Source organism: Flavisphingopyxis soli (assembly GCF_007995095.1).
GTDB classification, from domain to species: Bacteria; Pseudomonadota; Alphaproteobacteria; order Sphingomonadales; family Sphingomonadaceae; genus Flavisphingopyxis; species Flavisphingopyxis soli.
Genome location: NZ_VOPY01000002.1, coordinates 402795 through 421639, shown reverse-complemented (window position 1 = coordinate 421639; position 18845 = coordinate 402795). Strand labels below are relative to the sequence as shown.

The 18845-nt window shown below is 62.8% G+C and carries 14 protein-coding genes and 1 tRNA gene; 4 read left to right on the top strand and 11 right to left on the bottom strand.

Features of this window, described 5'->3' with window-relative positions:
- The 4 genes from FSZ31_RS08710 to FSZ31_RS08695 form a co-directional block, all read right to left on the bottom strand.
- Entirely contained in the window at positions 1–366 is a 366-nt protein-coding gene (locus FSZ31_RS08710; RefSeq protein ID WP_147122963.1) for a response regulator, read from the bottom strand.
- 115 nt (positions 367–481) lie between these two features.
- A complete protein-coding gene (locus FSZ31_RS08705; RefSeq protein WP_201739149.1) occupies positions 482–922 on the bottom strand; it encodes a chemotaxis protein CheW in 441 nt (146 codons plus the stop codon).
- A 1-nt stretch (position 923) separates the two neighbouring features.
- Entirely contained in the window at positions 924–3317 is a 2394-nt protein-coding gene (locus FSZ31_RS08700) for a chemotaxis protein CheA (RefSeq protein ID WP_147122962.1), read from the bottom strand.
- A 97-nt stretch (positions 3318–3414) separates the two neighbouring features.
- Complete coding sequence (locus FSZ31_RS08695; RefSeq protein ID WP_147122961.1) at positions 3415–4056, bottom strand: histidine phosphotransferase family protein; 642 nt, start codon at positions 4054–4056, stop codon at positions 3415–3417.
- A gap of 122 nt (positions 4057–4178) precedes the next feature.
- On the opposite strand from FSZ31_RS08695, the gene FSZ31_RS08690 reads away from it, so the two are divergent.
- From FSZ31_RS08690 to mtgA, 3 genes are all read left to right on the top strand, one after another.
- A complete protein-coding gene (locus tag FSZ31_RS08690) occupies positions 4179–5135 on the top strand; it encodes an RluA family pseudouridine synthase (RefSeq protein WP_147122960.1) in 957 nt (318 codons plus the stop codon).
- A 74-nt stretch (positions 5136–5209) separates the two neighbouring features.
- Positions 5210–6112 (top strand): RNA polymerase sigma factor RpoH, encoded by a 903-nt coding sequence (gene rpoH, locus FSZ31_RS08685; protein ID WP_408021649.1) that lies wholly within the window; start codon positions 5210–5212, stop codon positions 6110–6112.
- Between the two features lie 67 nt (positions 6113–6179).
- Positions 6180–6848, top strand: a complete 669-nt coding sequence (mtgA, locus tag FSZ31_RS08680) for a monofunctional biosynthetic peptidoglycan transglycosylase (RefSeq protein ID WP_147122959.1) — start codon at positions 6180–6182, stop codon at positions 6846–6848.
- Between the two features lie 115 nt (positions 6849–6963).
- On the opposite strand, the gene FSZ31_RS08675 is transcribed toward mtgA, so the two are convergent.
- From FSZ31_RS08675 to FSZ31_RS08650, 6 genes are all read right to left on the bottom strand, one after another.
- A complete protein-coding gene (locus FSZ31_RS08675; protein WP_147122958.1) occupies positions 6964–9456 on the bottom strand; it encodes a TonB-dependent receptor in 2493 nt (830 codons plus the stop codon).
- A 294-nt stretch (positions 9457–9750) separates the two neighbouring features.
- Complete coding sequence (gene clpX / locus FSZ31_RS08670) at positions 9751–11025, bottom strand: ATP-dependent Clp protease ATP-binding subunit ClpX (RefSeq protein WP_147122957.1); 1275 nt, start codon at positions 11023–11025, stop codon at positions 9751–9753.
- 183 nt (positions 11026–11208) lie between these two features.
- The gene (locus tag FSZ31_RS08665) at positions 11209–11871 is read right to left on the bottom strand and encodes an ATP-dependent Clp protease proteolytic subunit (RefSeq protein ID WP_201739148.1); all 663 of its coding nucleotides are present in this window, start codon (positions 11869–11871) and stop codon (positions 11209–11211) included.
- Between the two features lie 104 nt (positions 11872–11975).
- A complete protein-coding gene (locus FSZ31_RS08660) occupies positions 11976–14873 on the bottom strand; it encodes a TonB-dependent receptor domain-containing protein (RefSeq protein ID WP_147122956.1) in 2898 nt (965 codons plus the stop codon).
- A gap of 186 nt (positions 14874–15059) precedes the next feature.
- A complete protein-coding gene (tig, locus tag FSZ31_RS08655; RefSeq protein ID WP_147122955.1) occupies positions 15060–16598 on the bottom strand; it encodes a trigger factor in 1539 nt (512 codons plus the stop codon).
- Between the two features lie 112 nt (positions 16599–16710).
- Positions 16711–16795: transfer RNA gene (locus tag FSZ31_RS08650), tRNA-Leu, on the bottom strand.
- Between the two features lie 136 nt (positions 16796–16931).
- Between FSZ31_RS08650 and FSZ31_RS13105 the strand changes: the two genes are divergently transcribed.
- Positions 16932–17252, top strand: a complete 321-nt coding sequence (locus FSZ31_RS13105; protein ID WP_408021648.1) for a hypothetical protein — start codon at positions 16932–16934, stop codon at positions 17250–17252.
- A gap of 15 nt (positions 17253–17267) precedes the next feature.
- On the opposite strand, the gene gatB is transcribed toward FSZ31_RS13105, so the two are convergent.
- Complete coding sequence (gene gatB, locus FSZ31_RS08640) at positions 17268–18764, bottom strand: Asp-tRNA(Asn)/Glu-tRNA(Gln) amidotransferase subunit GatB (protein WP_147122954.1); 1497 nt, start codon at positions 18762–18764, stop codon at positions 17268–17270.
- Positions 18765–18845 lie beyond the last annotated feature (81 nt).

Here is an 18845-nt window from a genome sequence, read left to right as displayed (position 1 = left end):
TCAGGCCACGCCGACCAGTTGGAGTTTGCCCTCCAGAGTATCGCGGTCGAACGGCTTCATGACATATTCGTCGGCCCCGGCATCGATCGCGGCGCGAATATGGGCGATGCCGTTCTCGGTCGTGCAGAACACGATCTTGGGCCGGTTCGGGAGGTTGAGACCGTTGAGCGCCTGGAGGAATTCCATGCCGCTCATCACCGGCATGTTCCAGTCGAGCAGGACGACATCGGGAACCGATTCATGACAGGCGTCGAGCGCTTCTTGCCCGTCGCACGCTTCGGCGACCGCGAAGTCGAGACCTTCGAGGATATGTCGCGCGACCTTGCGGATGACTTTGCTGTCATCGACGACGAGACAGGACTTCATAAAATTCTCCAAATTGCGTTCGCGACGAGATGCACGACAGCGACATTCCGGGCTTAAGGACAAATGGTGAGATTAACGTTAACTTCGAGCGCCGCGAGCATGGGTCGGACCGTGCTCAGGCAGCATGCGCCAGCGGCGGATTGACCAGCCGTTCGGGATTGACGACGAGGACGGTCTCGCCGGCGTGCTCGATCATCGCTTCGGCGATCGCGCGCCAGCCGGGCGAAAGCTTGCCGCGGATCGGCAATTCCTCGCCGTCGAGGAAGCAGGCGTCCTCGACCGCATCGGCGATGATGCCATAAGCATGGCCGCCGACCTTGACGACGATCGCCTTGTCGCCGTCCGCGCCGTGCGCCGCCGTGTCCGCGCCGACGACGACACGCGCATCGATCAGCGTCATCACGCGGCTGCGCAGCGCGAACAGGCCGACGAGATGCGGCTGGGTCTGCGGCACCGGGGTGACGTTGCGGACGATGACGACCGAATCGACATCGCTCGAACGCAGCGCGACGCGCGTACCGGCGAGCTGGGCGATCAGGTAAAGCCGTTCGATCATGTCATCCGGTCCTTGTCATGCGATCGAGCGCGCCGAGGATCGCGTCCTTGTCATAGCGATAGATCGACCGGTCGCCCTTCCCGCTCGGCCGTTCGGCCTTGCGCAGGCGCAGGATCGACTGGTCGTCGGCGCTCATATCGTCGGGTTGATCGTCGCTATCGCCCGCGATGACGATATCGGCCGTCGGCGCGTCCTCGTCCTCGTCGTAGACGACACGATAGCCTGCCCCGGCGATCAGCGGCGCGAGGAACTGCCGCGTCCAGTGGTCGCCGCCATCGGTCAGGCGGCACACGGGTTGCCGTTCGGCCGGGCGCGATGCGCCAAGCGAACAGAATATCCAGTAGGGATCGATGACCTCGACCGGCTCGCCGCCGATTAGCGTGACACCCCGGATCAGTCCCGGCTGGGCTGGCGCCGCAATCGATGCGGGCAGTCGCACGACATCGACGACATCGACCATCGCATAGCCGACCTCGGCATCGCCGTCGTTGAGCCGCAGCAGCTTGATCGCGGTAAGGTCGGCGGGAATCGTGCAATCGTGGACGGCGATCATCTGGTCACCGACCAACGCGCGCAGCCTGCCGCCCTGACGGCGGATCGCCGCGACCGGCACTTCGTCGACGCGATCGATCACCGCGAGGTCGATGGCGCGCACGGCCCCGTCGAAATCGTTGAACAGCAACGCCTGGTCGCGGCAATCGTCGTTGTGCGCAACGGCTTCGGCCGCGCGATCGTCCTGTCCGCCGAGCGACCCGATGTCCTGCCGCTCGGCTATGCCCGTCACGTCGAGCAACAACATCGGCCGGCCGTTATCGGGCAAGGTCGATCCGGCGTAGATCCCTGTCGCCATGATCGCCGGCGCGGCGGGCTTGATGACGAGTTCCTCGTGATCGAAAACGTCGGCCACGCTCAATGCATAGCGGTGTCCGCCCGCCCCGCGGGTTATGATGATCGCGCGATCGATGCTTTCGGCATCGGGGCGATCGAGGCCGAGAACATCCTCGAGATAGACCAGAGCGAGCCGTTCGCCGCGGACGATTGCGATATCCGCCCCGCCGGCGCGGTCGATCCGGACCGAATCGTTCATCTGGAGGATGATCTCGCTGACGCTGGCGCGCGGGATCGCGAAGACATGGTCGGCGGCGCAGACCGTCAGGCCAGAGATGATCGTCAGCGTCAGCGGCACGCGCATCGTCACGGTCAGGCCGTTGCCGGGATTGTTCTCGATATCGACGAGCCCGCCGATGCGTTCAATATTCGCGCGCACGATGTCCATGCCGACGCCGCGCCCCGAGATCGAGGTGACCTCGCCCGCGGTCGTGAGACCCGGGGAGAAAATCAGGTTGAGCTTTTCCGTCGCGGTGAGTGCGCGCGCCTCGCTGGCGGTCACGATCTTGGCGGCGACCGCCTTGGCGACGAGCCGGTCGGTCGAGATCCCGGCGCCGTCGTCGTGGACCTCGATAATGATCTGGTTACCCGACTGGCATGCGACGAGTGTGATCTTGCCCGCTTCGGGTTTCCCCTTGGCGAGCCGATCGGCAGGCGCTTCGATGCCGTGATCGATCGCGTTGCGGATGATGTGGGTCAGCGGATCGCGAATGCTCTCGATCATCTCGCGATCGAGCTCGACCGCGCCGCCGTCGATCTCGACATCGACCCTCTTGTTCAGTTCGTTGCTGACATCGCGGATCAGGCGCGGCAGCGGCGCAAACAGCTTTTCGATCCGCTGCATGCGCATCTGGCTGACCGAATTGCGCATCTCGGCCACCGACGCCGAAAGCCGCTCGAACGCGCCCGAAACGGCGCCTGAATTGCCGTCGCCGCGGAGCACGCGGGCGACCTCGTTGCGCGCCAGCACCATGTCGCTGACGCCGTTCATCATGCTGTCGAGCAGGTTGAGCGGCACGCGAATGGTGCGCCAGTCCTGCGCTGCGGGCTGGGCGGCGGCGATTGTCTGGTCGCTGCCCGCGCCAGCCGCGATGACAGTGCCGGGCTGGATGACTTCACCGACCGTGTCAGCGCCGCTCTCGTCGGCATGGACCGCGTCGATCAGCGCGTGATCGTCGCCTTTGGGCTCGCTTCCCGAGCTGGCGATTTCCTCGGTCAGGCTGAGGATCCGGTCGATCACTGCCAGCACCGCGGTGACGAGCGCCGGTGTCGGGTCGCGGCGGCCGTTGCGCGCGGCGTCGAGCGCATCTTCGGCAGCATGCGATAGTGCGCCGATCCGCGGCAGGTCGAGGAAGCCGCAGCTGCCCTTGACGGTGTGGACGAAGCGAAAGATCGAATCGAGCCGCTCACGGTCAGCGGGATCGGCTTCCCAGGCGACGATTTCGCCCGAGATTTCTTCCATCGTCTCGGCCGTTTCCGAGAGGAATTCCTGCAGAATTTCGTCCATGTGCGCCTGTTTCCACTGACTTGGAAAACAGGTCATGCAACGCCAGTGGTTAAAATGGCGTCAACCTTCGCGGCGTGTCGCTGGCCGACCTTAGCCGTCAGGCCTTCAGCGTGGCCCCCAGCAGGATCGCGTCGGCACCGTCGCGCGACGACACGACACGGCCGCCGCCCGCCTGCGCGATGACATGCGTCATCCACGCGGGCGCGGTCCGCGCCGCGAGGTCACCCTCGGGCAGATTGCCCTCGAGCGCGGCGATGATCGAATCGTCGACCGCGAGACGTGCGCCCTCGGCCCGAATGACGATCTCGACGTCGTCGTCATGGCGCTCGACCCCGATATCGAGCCGGCCGCCGCGGACCAGCGCATCGATCGCGACCAGAGCCAAGTTGAGCATCACGCGGATCACCGCCTTGGGCAGCGCGTCGTCATGGACCAGCCAGCCGAGCTCGATCTTGCGCGTCTCGCCAATCATTCCCGAAATCGCGGCATGCGCGTCGGCGGTCGGGATTGCTTCGCCAAAGCCGCCGGCCGAACCGAAGGCAAGGCGGAAATATTTGAGCTTGTCGGCGGTCGTCCGCGCGCTCTGTTCGAGCAGCTCGAGGCACCGCTTGCGCATCTCGGGATCGCTCTCGTCGGCGAGCAGCTCGATCCCGTTGTTGAGCGCGCCAACCGGGCTGAGCAGGTCGTGGCACAGGCGCGAGCAGAGCAGGCTGGCAAATTCCACGCGTTCGACCGTCATACGTTCTTCCTGTTGCTATCGTTCGATTTCCCGGTGGCGGCTGTGTGACCGCTTGGCCGCCCAGTTTCAAGGAAAAGCCTGCATGCCCTTGAATTTGGGCAGGCGCGCGCCACATCGCCGCAATGAACGGCGGGGGCAGCCAGATCAGTATCGAACTCGGCGCGGACTGCGTCGGGACGCGCCTCGACAGCGCGATCGCCGCGCGTGCGCCGCGCCTGTCGCGCGAACGCGTCAAGGCGCTGATGCTGGCGGGCGCAATCACCGACGCCAATGCCGCACCGCTCGCCAATCCCTCGGCCAGGCTCGGCGCCCCGATGACCGCGTTCATCACCCTGCCCGCGGCAACCACCGCGACTGCGCAGCCTCAGGATATCCCGCTCGTCGTCGCCTATGAAGACGACCATCTGATCGTCGTCGACAAGCCCGCCGGGCTCGTCGTCCATCCCGCCGCGGGCAATGGCGACGGGACGCTGGTCAACGCGCTGCTCCACCATTGCGCTGGCCAGTTGTCGGGCATCGGCGGCGTCGCGCGGCCGGGGATCGTCCACCGCATCGACAAGGATACCAGCGGGCTCATCGTCGCAGCCAAATCCGACGTCGCGCACGAAGGCCTCGCCCGGCAGTTCGCCGCGCACAGCGTCAATCGCCGCTATCGCGCCATCGTCGCGGGCCATCCACTGCCGCAGAACGGCACCGTTACCGGCAATATCGGGCGGTCGTCGCGCGACCGCAAGAAAATGGCGGTGGTCGACGAAGCCCAGGGCAAGCACGCGGTGACGCATTTCCGCACGATCGAACGCCTGATCGGCGCGACGCTGATCGAATGCCGGCTCGAGACCGGCCGGACGCACCAGGTCCGCGTCCATATGTCGCATATCGGCCATCCGCTGCTCGGCGATCCCGCCTATAATCGCGGAAAATCCGTTCACAGAGACACGCTCAATCGATTGGACTTTCGCCGCCAGGCGTTGCACGCCGCCGAACTAGGCTTTATTCACCCGGTAACCAACGCAGATATCGCGCTAACCAGCGCAATGCCGCCAGATATGCAGGAACTGTTAAGCCGCCTGCGCGTATAAGTTTTAAGAGAAAACTGATTTGCCGCAAAGGCACGGTCCGGAAATTGCCGGGACCGAAGGAAAAAGGGACAATCATGGCCGCCAGCAACGTACCAGCCACCATCCCTGCACTTGGCGGGGAGGCGAGCCTCAACCGTTACATGTCGGAGATCCGCAAGTTCCCGCTGCTCGCGCCCGAGCAGGAGTTCATGCTCGCCAAACGCTACCAGGAACACCAGGACCAGGATGCGGCGGCGCAGCTTGTCACCAGCCACCTGCGTCTCGTCGCCAAGATCGCGATGGGCTATCGCGGCTATGGCCTGCCCGTCAGCGAACTGATCTCCGAAGGCAATATCGGGCTGATGCAGGGGGTGAAGAAATTCGAACCCGATCGCGGCTTCCGCCTCGCGACCTACGCGATGTGGTGGATCCGCGCCTCGATCCAGGAATTCATCCTGCGCTCGTGGAGCCTCGTCAAGATGGGCACCACCGCCGCGCAGAAGAAGCTGTTCTTCAACCTGCGCCGGATGAAGAACAACCTCGAGGCGTTCGAGGACGGCGATCTCAAGCCCGAGGACGTTGCCAAGATCGCGACCGATCTGGGTGTCAGCGAAAAAGACGTCATCTCGATGAACCGTCGCATGGCGATGGGCGGCGATACCTCGCTCAACGTGCCGATGCGCGAGGACGGCGACGGCCAGTGGCAGGATTGGCTGCAGGATGACGAGCCGCTCCAGGACCAGCGCGTCGCCGATCGCGAGGAAACGACCGTTCGCCACGAACTGCTGATGGAATCGATGGGCGCGCTCAACGAGCGTGAACAGCACATCCTCACCGAGCGCCGCCTGACCGACGATCCCAAGACACTCGAGGAACTGAGCCAGGTTTACGGCGTCAGCCGCGAGCGCGTCCGCCAGATCGAGGTGCGCGCGTTCGAGAAGCTGCAGAAAGCGATGCTGCGGATTGCCGGCGAGAAAAAACTCCTGCCCGCCGAGTGATCGGCGTTCGCGCCGGCTCACGATAAAGTCGCATGACGGCGCGGGCCGGCTTCGCTAGCCTGCGTCGATGACCCGTATCATCCGCTTCGCCGTCAAGTTCGTCCTGTGGTTCCTCGCGATCACCTTCGTGTGGGTGCTCGCCTATCGCTTCGTGCCGCCGCCGGTTACCGCGACGATGCTGCTCGACGGCCACGGCATCACCAAGGACTGGGAACCGCTCGACCGGATCGATCCCGACATGGCGCGCGCCGCGATCGCCGCCGAGGACGGCAAGTTCTGTTCGCATAACGGCTTCGACCGTCAGGCGATCGAAAAGGCGCTGGCGCGCAACGCGCGCGGCGGCCGCATCCGCGGCGGATCGACGATCAGCCAGCAGACCGCCAAGAATGTCTTCCTGTGGCAGGGCGGCGGCTTTTTCCGCAAGGGGCTCGAGGCCTATTTCACCGTCCTCATAGAGACCTTGTGGGGCAAGCGCCGGATCATGGAAGTCTATCTCAACGTCGCCGAGACGGGCATCGGCACCTATGGCGCCGAAGCCGGGTCGCAGCGCTATTACCACCACGGCGCCGCTAGCATGACCGTGATCGAGGCGGCGCGCATCGCCGCCATCCTCCCCCTGCCCAAGCAGCGCGGCGCAATTGCCCCGACAGGCTTCACGCGCCGCTATGGCAACTCCATCGCCGAACGCATCGGCGTCGTCCGCCGCGACGGGCTCGACGCCTGCCTCAAGGACTAGGCCCAGGCCGACACGCGCTGCCGGCGCTATCGCCACCGGTTACGAGAAAACAACAGCCACGAAAAAGGGCGCGGGGATCACTCCCCGCGCCCTTCTTGTTGTGTTCTGGTTTGGCTTAGAAACCGACGACCAGCGTACCCGAGATCGTGCGCGGCGCACCGATCTGGACAAACGGCGGGCTACCCGACTGGGAAAGGCCGCCGCCGAAACCGCCAACATAAAGCTTGTTGAACAGGTTGTAGACGTTGAGCTGGAAGTACGTCTTCTCCGCACCGAACTGCGCAAGGCTGATGCGAGCATCGGCGTTGACGAGCCAGTAGGCCGGGGCCGCATTCGGGAACACTTCCGTGGCACCGTTCATCACGGGCAGGTTGGTGTCATAGACGAAGCGCTTGCCAGTCCGTTTCGCGGTCATGCCGAGTTCGACCGGACCGACGGTGCCACGAACGGTACCGCCATAGGAGTAGCGCGGCGAGCCAGATTCGCTCTTGCCCGCGGTCGGTGCGTAGACCGGCACGCCAGCGACAACACCCGTCTGCACGTCGTCTTTGATTTCGGAGTCGTTGTACGACCCGAATGCATAAACAACGAGCTGCGGCACCGGTGCGTAGGATACATAGCCATCAACGCCGTATTTATCGACGGTTCCGAGGTTCCGGAAAACCGTTGCATCAAGAACGGGATCGTAAGCCGACGCGGTGCGGTTCTTGTACTTGGTGAAGTAACCACCGAGCTGCGCCTGGACCTGACGCGAACGGTAACGCAAGCCACCGTCGAAGCTATCGGTCGTCTCGGGCTTAGGCTGGGCCTCGGCAGTGTCGGGCGCAAAGAAGAACGCGTTATAGAGGTTGTCGGTCCCGGGCACGCCCAGTCCACGCGAATAGCTAGCGAACACGCTGACCTGGTCGGTAAACCGATAGACCATGCCGCCGCTCGGCAACAGCTTATCATACTTCAGCACCCGCCGCTGCGGGCCCTGAACCGTAGGATTGGCTGCTGCATAGGCCGCATTGCGTGGGTCGTTCTCGCCGAAGCAGTCGACGAAGCCCGATGCCGAGGTCGTGAAGCAGTTCTGCTGTAAATCGCGCGTGAAGAACGGCGCCGCTAGGCCGATGTTGACCGTCAGCTTGTTGTCCATGAAATCGCCGCGATATTCGGCGGCAACCTTGTTCAGCGTAGCGTACGACTGGCGATTGCGCTTGTTGAGCTCTGCGCCGGTTACGTCGAGCTGACCATCATTGACCGGAAAGACGTCAAACGGTTCGCCATTGCCCTGAAGCAGTCCAACCTGGCCGGTCTGGCGATGGTTGGCGCGATCATAGGTGTACGAAACGCGGAACGTGTTATCGTCGTTGATGTCGTAACGCAGGCCAGCGATTGCGATGAAGCGGTGCGTCCGGGTCTGGCTGGGCGCGAGCATCGTAACTTCGTCGAGCAAATCGCCGTCGCCGTTAAGGTCGCGTCCGAAATAGGGACGGCCACCGATATAGCCCGCCAGGTTGGTAACACCAGCACCGGGCTGGACATCGTTCAGGCGCTCGCGCGCATTGACGGTGCCGCCGCCATTGGCCTTGACGTACTGGTAGCTCGGATCGAACGTGAACGTCAGCTTGTCGGTCAGCGTGAAACGCGACGCGCCGCGAATGTTACCGGTGTTCGACGGGTTGAAGCGACGATCGAACTCGGTGCCACAGCCATTGGTAAGGTCTGCAAGACCCGGACGCGCGACAGTGCTGACCTGGCAAGGGTAGTTGATGTTGTATTCGCGGTCGTCCTTCGACTGCGGAAAGCCCGATGGGACAGGACGGTCGTTGCGCAGGCTCACCGAACCGAAGAAGTTGTTGCGGTTCTGGTTATAGTTGCCTGCAACCGACACGAAATCGCCGTTCGAACCGATCGGCTGATAAATCTTTGCGTTGTACTGCTGCTTATTGACCTTGCCGTAGTTGTTGTACGGGTTGTGGTTCGACGCGGTCGAAGCCGAGACGAACGCACGCGTGCCGAAGGGGCCGAACGCGCCGGTTTCGATCTTGCCGAACATGCGGAAGAAATCGAAGTCGCCGGCCGAGCCCGAAAGCATCGCGCCGAACTCTTCGCTCGGGTTGATCGTGCGATAGTTGACGGTGCCGCCGACGGCCGAAGCGGTCGGGCTGTCGACGTCGGTCGAACCCAGGTTGACGTTGACCTGTTCGATCAGCTCGGGATCGAGCTGCTGGTTCGAATAGATCGCATAGTTGCCCGAATCGTTGAGCGGGACGCCGTCGAAGGTCAGCGAGATCCGATCGCTCGAGAAGCCGCGGATCGTCAGAGTGCCGCCCGACGAGCCGTAAGCGTCGTTGTTCTGGAAGTTGACGCCCGGAATAACGTTGATCGTGTCGAGGATCGTCTGGCCGGGGTTGGAACGCGAGATCGCTTCCTGCGTCAGGACCTGCTTGGCCTTCGACGTGTCGGGTGCGATCACGCCAGCGACGTCGCGGTCGCCGCGCGTACCGGTGACAACGATGGCGCTGTCGTCTTCGAAGTCGATCGAGCCGGTCGACTGCGCAAAGGCGGCCGTCGGTGCAAGCAGCGCGACGAACGCGACGCTGCGGAAAAGTGCGGTCTTCATATGATAATTCCCCGAGATGGTAAGAAAATCCTCGTGCAGGCTGTCGCTTCTGTCGAAACCGGCGATTCGCGCCTGCGATGAGCGGCCAATAGCCGCTGTTGTGTGACTCGGAAATGACAGTTGCGGCGATCTTTTCAGGTCAATAACCTGGTCGCCGCGTTTCGCCCTGTCGAAGGCGTCCGAAGGGCTTCGAAGGCCCGATATTGGGCACCCATTTCAGCCAATTATGACGGCGCACGCCGCGCTGTTGCGCGGGTGCAACAGTGACCGAAAATCTGGCCCTGCCGGACCAGCTTAGGCCGCGTCGCCCGTTTTGGCTTTCTTGGCGGGTTCGGCGAAGACGCGGATCGGTTCCTTGCGGCCTTCGACGACGTCCTTGTCGATGACGATCTCGCTGACATTGTCGAGCCCCGGAAGGTCGTACATCGTGTCGAGCAGGATCGCCTCGAGGATCGAGCGCAGCCCGCGTGCACCGGTCTTGCGTTCGATCGCGCGCTTGCCGATCGCAACGAGCGCGTCGTCGGTGAAGGTCAGCTTGGCGTCTTCGAGATCGAACAATTTGGCGTACTGTTTGACCAGTGCGTTCTTCGGCTCGCTGAGGATCTTGACCAGCGCGTCGATGTCCAGATCCTCGAGCGTCGCAATCACCGGCAGGCGGCCGACGAACTCGGGGATCAGGCCGAACTTGAGCAGATCCTCGGGCTCGCTCTGGCGCAGGATTTCGCCCGCGCGGCGTTCGTCGGGGGCGGCGACATGCGCGCCGAAACCGATCGACTTGCCCTGCAGGCGGTCGCCGATGATCTTTTCGAGGCCGGCAAAGGCGCCGCCACAGATGAACAAAATGTTGGTCGTGTCGACCTGGAGGAATTCCTGCTGCGGATGTTTGCGCCCGCCCTGCGGCGGAACGCTCGCGGTCGTGCCTTCCATCAGCTTCAATAGCGCCTGCTGGACGCCCTCGCCCGACACGTCGCGCGTGATCGAGGGGTTTTCCGCCTTGCGGCTGATCTTGTCGATCTCGTCGATATAGACGATCCCGCGCTGCGCCTTTTCGACGTTGTAATCCGACGCCTGGAGCAGTTTCAGGATGATGTTCTCGACATCCTCGCCGACATAGCCCGCTTCGGTCAGCGTCGTCGCATCGGCCATCGTGAACGGCACGTCGAAGGTCTTGGCGAGCGTCTGCGCGAGCAGCGTCTTGCCGCAGCCGGTCGGCCCGACGAGCAGGATGTTCGATTTGGCCAACTCGACCTCTTCGCCCTTCGAACCATGCGCCAGGCGCTTGTAATGGTTGTGAACCGCGACCGACAGGACGCGCTTGGCCTTGTCCTGGCCAATGACGTAATCGTCGAGAACGTCGCAGATTTCCTGCGGCGTCGGCACGCCACCTTCCTTCTTCGCGGCCAGGCCGCCCTTGGCCTCTTCGCGGATGATGTCGTTGCACAGCTCGACGCATTCATCGCAGATGAACACGGTCGGCCCGGCGATGAGCTTCCTCACTTCGTGCTGCGACTTGCCGCAGAACGAGCAGTAAAGTGTGCTCTTGGAATCGGAGCCGCTCAATTTCGTCATTCAATACAACCTTACTATCAAGGGCGCCGAGGCCCCGTCATGCAACGCATCCTATCGGCAGGAGCGCCGAATACAATCTGCAATCGTCGTTAACCGCCGCCGATCCGACGATCCTGCCGCACCGCGCGACAACGGCGGTGCAACATTGATGGTTAATGCGGCGTTGACGATTTTACCGGACGATCAGCTGGTCTTGGCTGCGTCGTCGCTCGATGGTGCCGCGGGACGCTTTTCGAAGACCTGGTCGACGATGCCGAAGGCCTGCGCCTCGTCGGCTTCGAGGAAGGTATCGCGATCCATCGCCTTCTCGATATCCTTGAGCGATTTGCCGGTATATTTGGCGTACAGGTCGTTCATCCGCGTGCGAATGCGGAGGATTTCCTTGGCCTGGATCTCGATGTCCGATGCCATGCCGCGAGCCCCGCCCGAAGGCTGGTGGACCATGATCCGCGCATTGGCGAGCGCGACGCGCATGCCCGGCTCACCGGCGGCAAGCAGGAAGCTGCCCATCGACGCTGCCTGGCCGATGCAGACCGTGCCGACGCGCGGCCGGATGTACTGCATCGTGTCGTGGATCGCCATGCCGGCGGTCACGACGCCGCCGGGCGAGTTGATGTAGAGGTAGATGTCCTTCTTCGGATTTTCCGATTCGAGGAACAGCAGCTGCGCGGTAATCAGCGCGGCCATCTGGTCTTCGACCTGGCCGGTCACGAAGACGATCCGCTCACGCAGCAGGCGCGAGAAGATGTCGAAACTGCGCTCGCCGCGGGTCGACTGCTCGATCACGATTGGCACGAGTGCGCTCATCGGATCAGGGATTTCGGTGTCCCCGATGTAATTGGTCATGAATTGGTTTTCCGTCGCTGAGAATGTCAGACCGGCTATGTCGGCGCATTGCCCGCCGATTTCAAGCCACCGCCGGAGAATGATGTCCCCGGCGGTGCCCGACTTCAGAACTTGGCTTTAAGCTCGACATATCCGTAACGCCCCGGAACGTCGTAGGTCGTCGGATCGAAGTTGTTGAGCCCGCAGCTGCTGCAACCCGGAGGATCCTTGTCGAACAGATTGTTGACGCCGAGCGAAAGCGTGAAGCGTTCCTGCAAAAAGCCTGGCGACAGGCCGAGGCGGAAATCGGTGTAGAACCGGCTCCCCATGCGGTTGCCGTTCTGGCTTTCGGTCACCGCGCTGATGTAGCGGCCCGTCACGCTGAGCATGAAGGCATCCTTGGTCCAGTCGAACGTTCCGGTCGATTTGAACTTGGGATAGGCCTGGTCAGGACTGCCCCGCTCGGTGCCCTTGCGCTCGATCTTGGTAAACCCGACCGTTGCGGGCACCTCTTCGGAAAACTCGAGGAGGAAGTTGCTCGACCAGTATAGCCCAAACGATCCGGCACTGGATTGCGGTGTCCGGTAATTGGCGATCAGGTCGATCCCGCGAGTCTTGATCGAACCGATATTCTGCAACAGACCCCGGATCTGCGATATCGCGCCGCTCGCGGTCCGCGACACCGACGCGCACGAAAATGCATCGTTGGTATCGGTGCAGCGACCGAGCAGGACGTCGGCGCCGATCGGCTGGATCGCCCCGTCGACATTGATGTCGTAATAGTTCGCCTCAAGGTCGAGCCGGCTCGCAAAGCCGCTGCCCCTGACCCATGAAGGACTATAGACCGCACCGAAAATCCAGCTTTTCGACTTTTCAGGCTGCAAATTCGGATTGCCCCCGGTGATCACTGACAGCTGGGGATTGGCCTGAACATAGCTACCGTCGGCGGGCACGCCCTGGATGATGCAATTCGCGCGAACGCCCGCGGGGATTGCTCCGCCGACCGCCGAGCACGGATCGACCAGCTCCTGGTCGAAGCGCGACGGCGTGCCGAACAGTTCGCCGATGCCCGGCGCGCGGAAGCCCTGCCCCCACGATCCACGCAGCAGCAGATCCTCGACCGGTTTCCAATTGAGCCCGGCCTTGAGCGTCGTTTCGCTACCAAATGTCGAATAGTTCGACAGGCGCGCCGCGAACGAGGCATCTAGCTGGCGGAAAAACGGCTGGTCGGCCAACAGCGGCGCGCGCAATTCGCCGTAGATTTCATCGACATTGAACCGTCCGCTCGACGGCTGCGCCGGGATGTCGGATCCGAAACCTGCGGTGACGATCGGATCGGGATCGAACGACCCCCGCTGGTCGCGATGTTCATATCCGACAGCGATGCCCAGCGGCCCGCCCGGCAAGTCGAACAGCGACCCGGTGAGGTTAGCCGATACATCGCGCAAATCCTGGTCGCTCTTGGCGCGTTCGGTAAACGTGACATAATCGATCATCTCGGGCGTGATCGAGCCGACCCCGCCGAAGATGTTGAACGGGACGCACGCGCCCGTGCAAAGCGCCACCGGCCCAAGCGCCTGCGCCAGCTTTTGCGCGTTGACGTTGCCCAGGAAGGTCTGGTGCGCGTCGTTGTGGCCGTAGACACCGTTGACGTCCCAGTAGAACGTCCGACCGCCGAGCGCGAAGCTGCCGTCGAGCGACGCAGTGGCATAAATCGTGTCGACATCCTGATAATAACGGCGGGCACCGTTTTCGACGAAGCGGCGGCCGATGAAATTATAGTTTGCCGCAGGATTGCCCGCGCCACCCGCCGACAGAGTGACACCGAACGGATTGAACGGGTTGGTCGCGTCGATCGAGATCCGATCGAGCAAATTGCCGTTGCCCGCGTCGGGACCGACGAACAGCGGCAAAGGTGCTGCCTGGTTAGCCGATTCGCGATGCGTATAGATCACCTTGGTGCGAAAATGCGTCGACGACCCGATGTCCTGCAGGAAGCTGCCGAAGACACCAAAGCGCTGCGACGGCGACTGGACGAAATTATAGGGCGCAAAGTTGAACCGGTCGGCGGTCGTGAATTCCTTGAAATCGCTCGCCGGGTCGGTTGGATTGAGCGGATTATAGACCGGATTGCGACCGATGACCGGAGCGCGCAGCGTCAGGTTCTGGTCGAGCACGAGAAAGCGGCCGAGCGGCGTACCCGAACTGCAACCGCCATCGAGACAGCTGGTCCCGCCGGGCTCGGGAAACAGCGAAATCGATCGATCGCCCGAACTTACCGAGCGCTGGTCGACATAGCTTGCCCCAATGACGACGCGCGTCGTCTCGGTTCCGCCACCCCAGCTCAAATTGGCGTCGATCGTCCTGCCATCATTGTATTTGAGGTACTGTCCATATTGGAACGACGCGCGAAAGCCCTCTTGCCGCTCGCGGGTGATGATGTTGACCACGCCCGCAATCGCGTCGGACCCGTAAATTGGTGATGCACCATCCTGCAGCACTTCGATGTGATCGATCATTTCGATCGGCATCGCGTTGAGGTCAGTTGCGGCAGGGATGCCGCTCGCCGATGCGCCATTGACGAAGCGTAGGCCATCGACAAGCACCAGCGTCCGGCGCGAACTCAGATAGCGCAGGTCGATCTCGGCGGCACCGGCTCCGACGCCGCCGCCGTCGGGTGGGTTGCCGAAGTTACCACTGTTGTTGAATTTCGAATTTAGGCCGCCGCCCGAGCTGGGCAGCCGCTGGAGGACATCGGCGATCGACGACAGGCCGGTATTTTCGATCGCGGTGCGATCCAGCACGACAATCGGGGCATCTTGGTCAAGCGGGTCACGGCGGATGCGTGAACCGGTAACGACGATGGCATCGCCTGCCGCGACGGTTGGCTGGTCCGCCGCTTCGTCTGATGCAGCATCAGACCCCGTCGCTGCGGCTTGGGCGTAGGCTGGCGCCAGTGGCGCAGATGCTGCGAGGATCGCAGATACTGCGACGCCCGCTCGAAACCAGTTGATCTTGCTCATTTAACTTCCCCTCCGAGAAGCCGACTTGCGGCTACCCAGAAAAGATACGCTTTTTTATTTGTCTGTGAGCACATATTCATCCGGCACGGCCGAATGTTAACCGATTGTTGCGCTGCTGTCACAAACGCGCCGCCGGCCGCATTGTCCCAGTGTTGGAAAAATGTGGCCGACGGCGGGAAACTACGCTTATTTCTTGGCCGCAGGCTTCTTGGCCGGTGCCTTTTTCGCAGCGGGCTTCTTGGCCGAAGCGGGCTTTTCAGCGGGCTTGGCTTCGGCCTTCTTGGCTGCAGGCTTGGCCTCGACCTTCTTGGCTGCAGGCTTGGCGTCGGCCTTCTTGGCGGCCGCTTTCTTGGCGACGGGCTTCTTTTTTGCCGCGGGCTTGGCAGCCGAAGCGTCTTCCTCGGCCTCGATTGCCGCCTCGACCTCTTCGCGGGTCGCGTCCTTGTCGGTGATGTCGGCCTTGTCGAACAGGTAATCGACGACCTTGTCCTCGTAGAGCGGCGCGCGCAGCTGGGCGGCGGCCATCGGGTCCTGCTGGACGTACTGGACGAACTTTTCGCGATCCTCGGGGCGGTACTGCTGCGCCGCCTGCATGATCAGCCGGTTCATTTCCTGGCTCGACACTTCGACGCCGTTGCTCTGGCCGATCTGCGACAGGACGAGGCCCAGGCGGACGCGGCGTTCGGCGATGTGACGGTAATCGTCACGATCGGCTTCCATTTCCTTGCGCGCGGCTTCGGGATCTTCCTCGTGGCTCGCTTCATGCTCGAGCTGGTGCCAGATCTGGTCGAATTCGGCCTCGACCATCGATGGCGGAACCTCGAAGTCGTAATCGGCGGCAAGCGTATCGAGCAGCTTGCGCTTCATGTGCGTGCGCGTGAGGCCGTTATGCTCCTGCTCGACCTGGCCCTTGACCAGGTCCTTGAGCTGATCGATGCCTTCGAGGCCGAGCGACTTGGCGAACTCGTCGTCGACCTTGGCTTGCACGGGCTTGCGCACTTCGCCGACGACGATGTCGAACTCGGCGTCTTTGCCCTTCAGGTGTTCGGCATTGTAATCCTCGGGGAAGGTGACCTTGAGCGTCTTGGCGTCGTTCGCCTTGAGGCCGATCATCTGCTCCTCGAAACCGGGGATCAGCTGGCCCGAGCCGAGCTCGACCGCCATCGCTTCGCCCTTGCCGCCTTCGAACGGCGTGCCGTCGACCTTGCCTTCGAAATCGATGACGATCTGGTCGCCGATCGCTGCCTTGTATGTCTTGGCGGCGGGTTCGAACGATTTCTGCTGCGCGGCGATCTTCTCGAGCGCGGCGTCAATGTCGGCATCGGCGACGGGGATCGTCAGGCGCTCGAGCTTGAGACCTTCGACCGCGGGGGTTTCGAATGTCGGCAGCACTTCGAGCGCAATCGACACTTCGGCGTCCTTGCCGGGCTCATAGCCGTCGGCGAGGTTCACCTCGGGCTGAGTCGCGGGACGCAATTTGTGGTCGGCGATCGTTTTCTGGATGCCGTCCTGGATTGCCTTGTTGAGCATATCGGCGGCCATCGCTTCGCCGTGCATCTTGCGCACGAGGTTGGGCGGAACCTTGCCGGGACGAAAGCCGGGCATGCGGATCTGCGGGGCGACCTTCTTGACCTCTTTATCGACCAGCGCCTCGATATCCTTGGCGGTGATCGTCATGGTGTAGGCGCGGCTCAGGCCTTCGTTCTTGGTTTCAACGGTTTTCATAGCTTTGAAAGGCTCTCAATCTGGCTGGCCGGTGCGGCCATGATACATTCGGTATGCGGCGAAATGCGGCAAGGCGATAGGCGGATCTCGCATGTCGGTCGGCGGCGAAAACTGGTGCGGGCGAAGGGACTCGAACCCCCACATCTTGCGATACTTGGACCTAAACCAAGCGCGTCTACCAGTTCCGCCACGCCCGCTTGCGTCACCGCCGGTGGCGGGGGCGCTCTATATCAGGAAAGCCTTGGCTGACAAGGCCAGCTGTCGTGGTGGGCCGGCGGAACGTCATGACCGGTTCGTGCGTAGTCATAGCACGTTGTTCAAAGGAAAACAGACATGGCCAATTCCGTTGCGATCGAACCGCAAATCCCGCATCCCGACACGATCGAGCCGCAATCGCCGCCCGAAACGCCGGCCCAGCCCATGCCGAACGAAGCCCCCGGGCGCGAACCGCCCGAAATCACGCCCACCGGTCCCGATATCGACGAACCGGGCCGCGGCCCCGACGAGATGCCAGCAACCGACAGCTCGATCGACAGCGAGGCCGACAGCTCGCCCGACGATCTCAGCCTGTCCGAACCGGGCAGCCCGAGCATCGGCGAAGGCGGTGTATTGCAATCGAACCTCGACCAGCCGACGCGCGGCTCGGTCGAGTAACGCCGGCCGCAACGCTCAGGCGAGCTTCGCCTTCAGTATCTCGTTGATCACCTGCGGGTTGGCCTTGCCCTGCATCGCCTTCATCGTCTGACCGACGAAGAATCCGAACAGCGCTTCCTTGCCGTCCTTGTACTGGGCGACCTTGTCGGCGTTGTCGGCGAGCACCTTCGCCACCACCGCCTCGATCGCGCCGGTGTCGCTGGTCTGCTTGAGCCCCTTGTCGGCGACCACCTTGGCCGCCGGATCGCCTGTTTCGAGCATGATTTCAAACACCTGCTTGGCGATGCTGCCAGAAATCGTGCCGTCGGCGACGAGCGCGATCAGCTCGGCGCCGCGTTCGGGCGAGACCGGGCTGTCGGCCAGCGACAGGCCAAGCCGGTTGAGCGCGCCGTAGAGCTCGCCGAGCAGCCAGTTGGCGCTCGCGGTCGCGACGTCCTTCTCGTCCTTGCCCTGGATTCGTGCGCCCTCGGCCATCAGCGCCTCGAACCAGCGCGCGGTGTCGGCGTCGGCGATCAGCGTCGCGGCATTGTACGGCGTCAGGCCGAGCACGCTCTCATAGCGCGCCTGTTTGGCGTCGGGCAGCTCGGGCAGGCTCGCGCGGCATTCGGCGAGGAAGTCGTCGTCGAGCTCGAGCGGCAGCAGGTCGGGATCGGGGAAATAGCGATAGTCGTGCGCGTCTTCCTTCGACCGCATCGATCGCGTCTCGTTGCGATCGGGATCGTAGAGGCGGGTTTCCTGGACGACGGTGCCGCCGCCCTCGATCAGTTCGACCTGGCGCTTGGCCTCCTGCTCGATCACCGCCTGGACGAAACGCACCGAATTGACGTTCTTGGTCTCGGTCCGCGTGCCCAGTTCGTAACCCGGCTTGCGCACCGAGACATTGACGTCGGCGCGCATCGAACCCTGTTCCATATTGCCGTCGCAGCTTCCGACGTACCGCAGGATCGCTCTCAACTTGCGGACGTAAGCCCCTGCTTCGGCAGGGGACGCCATGTCGGGCTTCGACACGATCTCCATCAGCGCGACGCCCGACCGGTTGAGGTCGACATAGCTCATCGTCGGATGCTGGTCGTGCATCAGCTTGCCCGCATCCTGTTCGATATGGATGCGCTCGACGCCGATCGACTTGGTCGGAGCATCGGGATCCTTGTCGTCGAGGCTGACGGTGATCTGCCCTTCGCCGACGATCGGATGATAGAGCTGCGAGATCTGGTAACCCTGTGGAAGATCAGCATAAAAATAGTTCTTGCGGTCGAAGCGCGAGTATTTGTTGATGTTCGCACCCAGCGCCATCCCCGTCCGAACCGCTTGCCGAACGCATTCCCGATTGGGCACGGGCAGCATGCCCGGCATCGCCGCGTCGACGAGGCTGACCTGCGTATTGGGTTCCGCTCCGAACTCGGTCGAAGCGCCTGAGAACAATTTGGCGTTGGTCGAAATCTGCGCATGGACCTCAAGGCCGATCACGACCTCCCACTCGCCCGTTTCGCCCTGGATGCGGTAATCGCTCATATTCTATCCTTTAGTGTCCCTGCGAAGGCAGGGACCCATCATCCGCCCGTAAAATTTCGCACCATCCGAAGATGGACCCCT

What these genes read in the sequence shown, in the direction of transcription:
- FSZ31_RS08710 (WP_147122963.1), bottom strand. Translation starts at nt 366, where the DNA reads ATGAAGTCCTGTCTCGTCGTCGATGACAGCAAAGTCATCCGCAAGGTC.
- FSZ31_RS08705 (WP_201739149.1), bottom strand. Translation starts at nt 922, where the DNA reads ATGATCGAACGGCTTTACCTGATCGCCCAGCTCGCCGGTACGCGCGTC.
- FSZ31_RS08700 (WP_147122962.1), bottom strand. Translation starts at nt 3,317, where the DNA reads ATGGACGAAATTCTGCAGGAATTCCTCTCGGAAACGGCCGAGACGATG.
- FSZ31_RS08695 (WP_147122961.1), bottom strand. Translation starts at nt 4,056, where the DNA reads ATGACGGTCGAACGCGTGGAATTTGCCAGCCTGCTCTGCTCGCGCCTG.
- FSZ31_RS08690 (WP_147122960.1), top strand. Translation starts at nt 4,179, where the DNA reads ATGAACGGCGGGGGCAGCCAGATCAGTATCGAACTCGGCGCGGACTGC.
- rpoH (WP_408021649.1), top strand. Translation starts at nt 5,210, where the DNA reads ATGGCCGCCAGCAACGTACCAGCCACCATCCCTGCACTTGGCGGGGAG.
- mtgA (WP_147122959.1), top strand. Translation starts at nt 6,180, where the DNA reads ATGACCCGTATCATCCGCTTCGCCGTCAAGTTCGTCCTGTGGTTCCTC.
- FSZ31_RS08675 (WP_147122958.1), bottom strand. Translation starts at nt 9,456, where the DNA reads ATGAAGACCGCACTTTTCCGCAGCGTCGCGTTCGTCGCGCTGCTTGCA.
- clpX (WP_147122957.1), bottom strand. Translation starts at nt 11,025, where the DNA reads ATGACGAAATTGAGCGGCTCCGATTCCAAGAGCACACTTTACTGCTCG.
- FSZ31_RS08665 (WP_201739148.1), bottom strand. Translation starts at nt 11,871, where the DNA reads ATGACCAATTACATCGGGGACACCGAAATCCCTGATCCGATGAGCGCA.
- FSZ31_RS08660 (WP_147122956.1), bottom strand. Translation starts at nt 14,873, where the DNA reads ATGAGCAAGATCAACTGGTTTCGAGCGGGCGTCGCAGTATCTGCGATC.
- tig (WP_147122955.1), bottom strand. Translation starts at nt 16,598, where the DNA reads ATGAAAACCGTTGAAACCAAGAACGAAGGCCTGAGCCGCGCCTACACC.
- FSZ31_RS13105 (WP_408021648.1), top strand. Translation starts at nt 16,932, where the DNA reads ATGGCCAATTCCGTTGCGATCGAACCGCAAATCCCGCATCCCGACACG.
- gatB (WP_147122954.1), bottom strand. Translation starts at nt 18,764, where the DNA reads ATGAGCGATTACCGCATCCAGGGCGAAACGGGCGAGTGGGAGGTCGTG.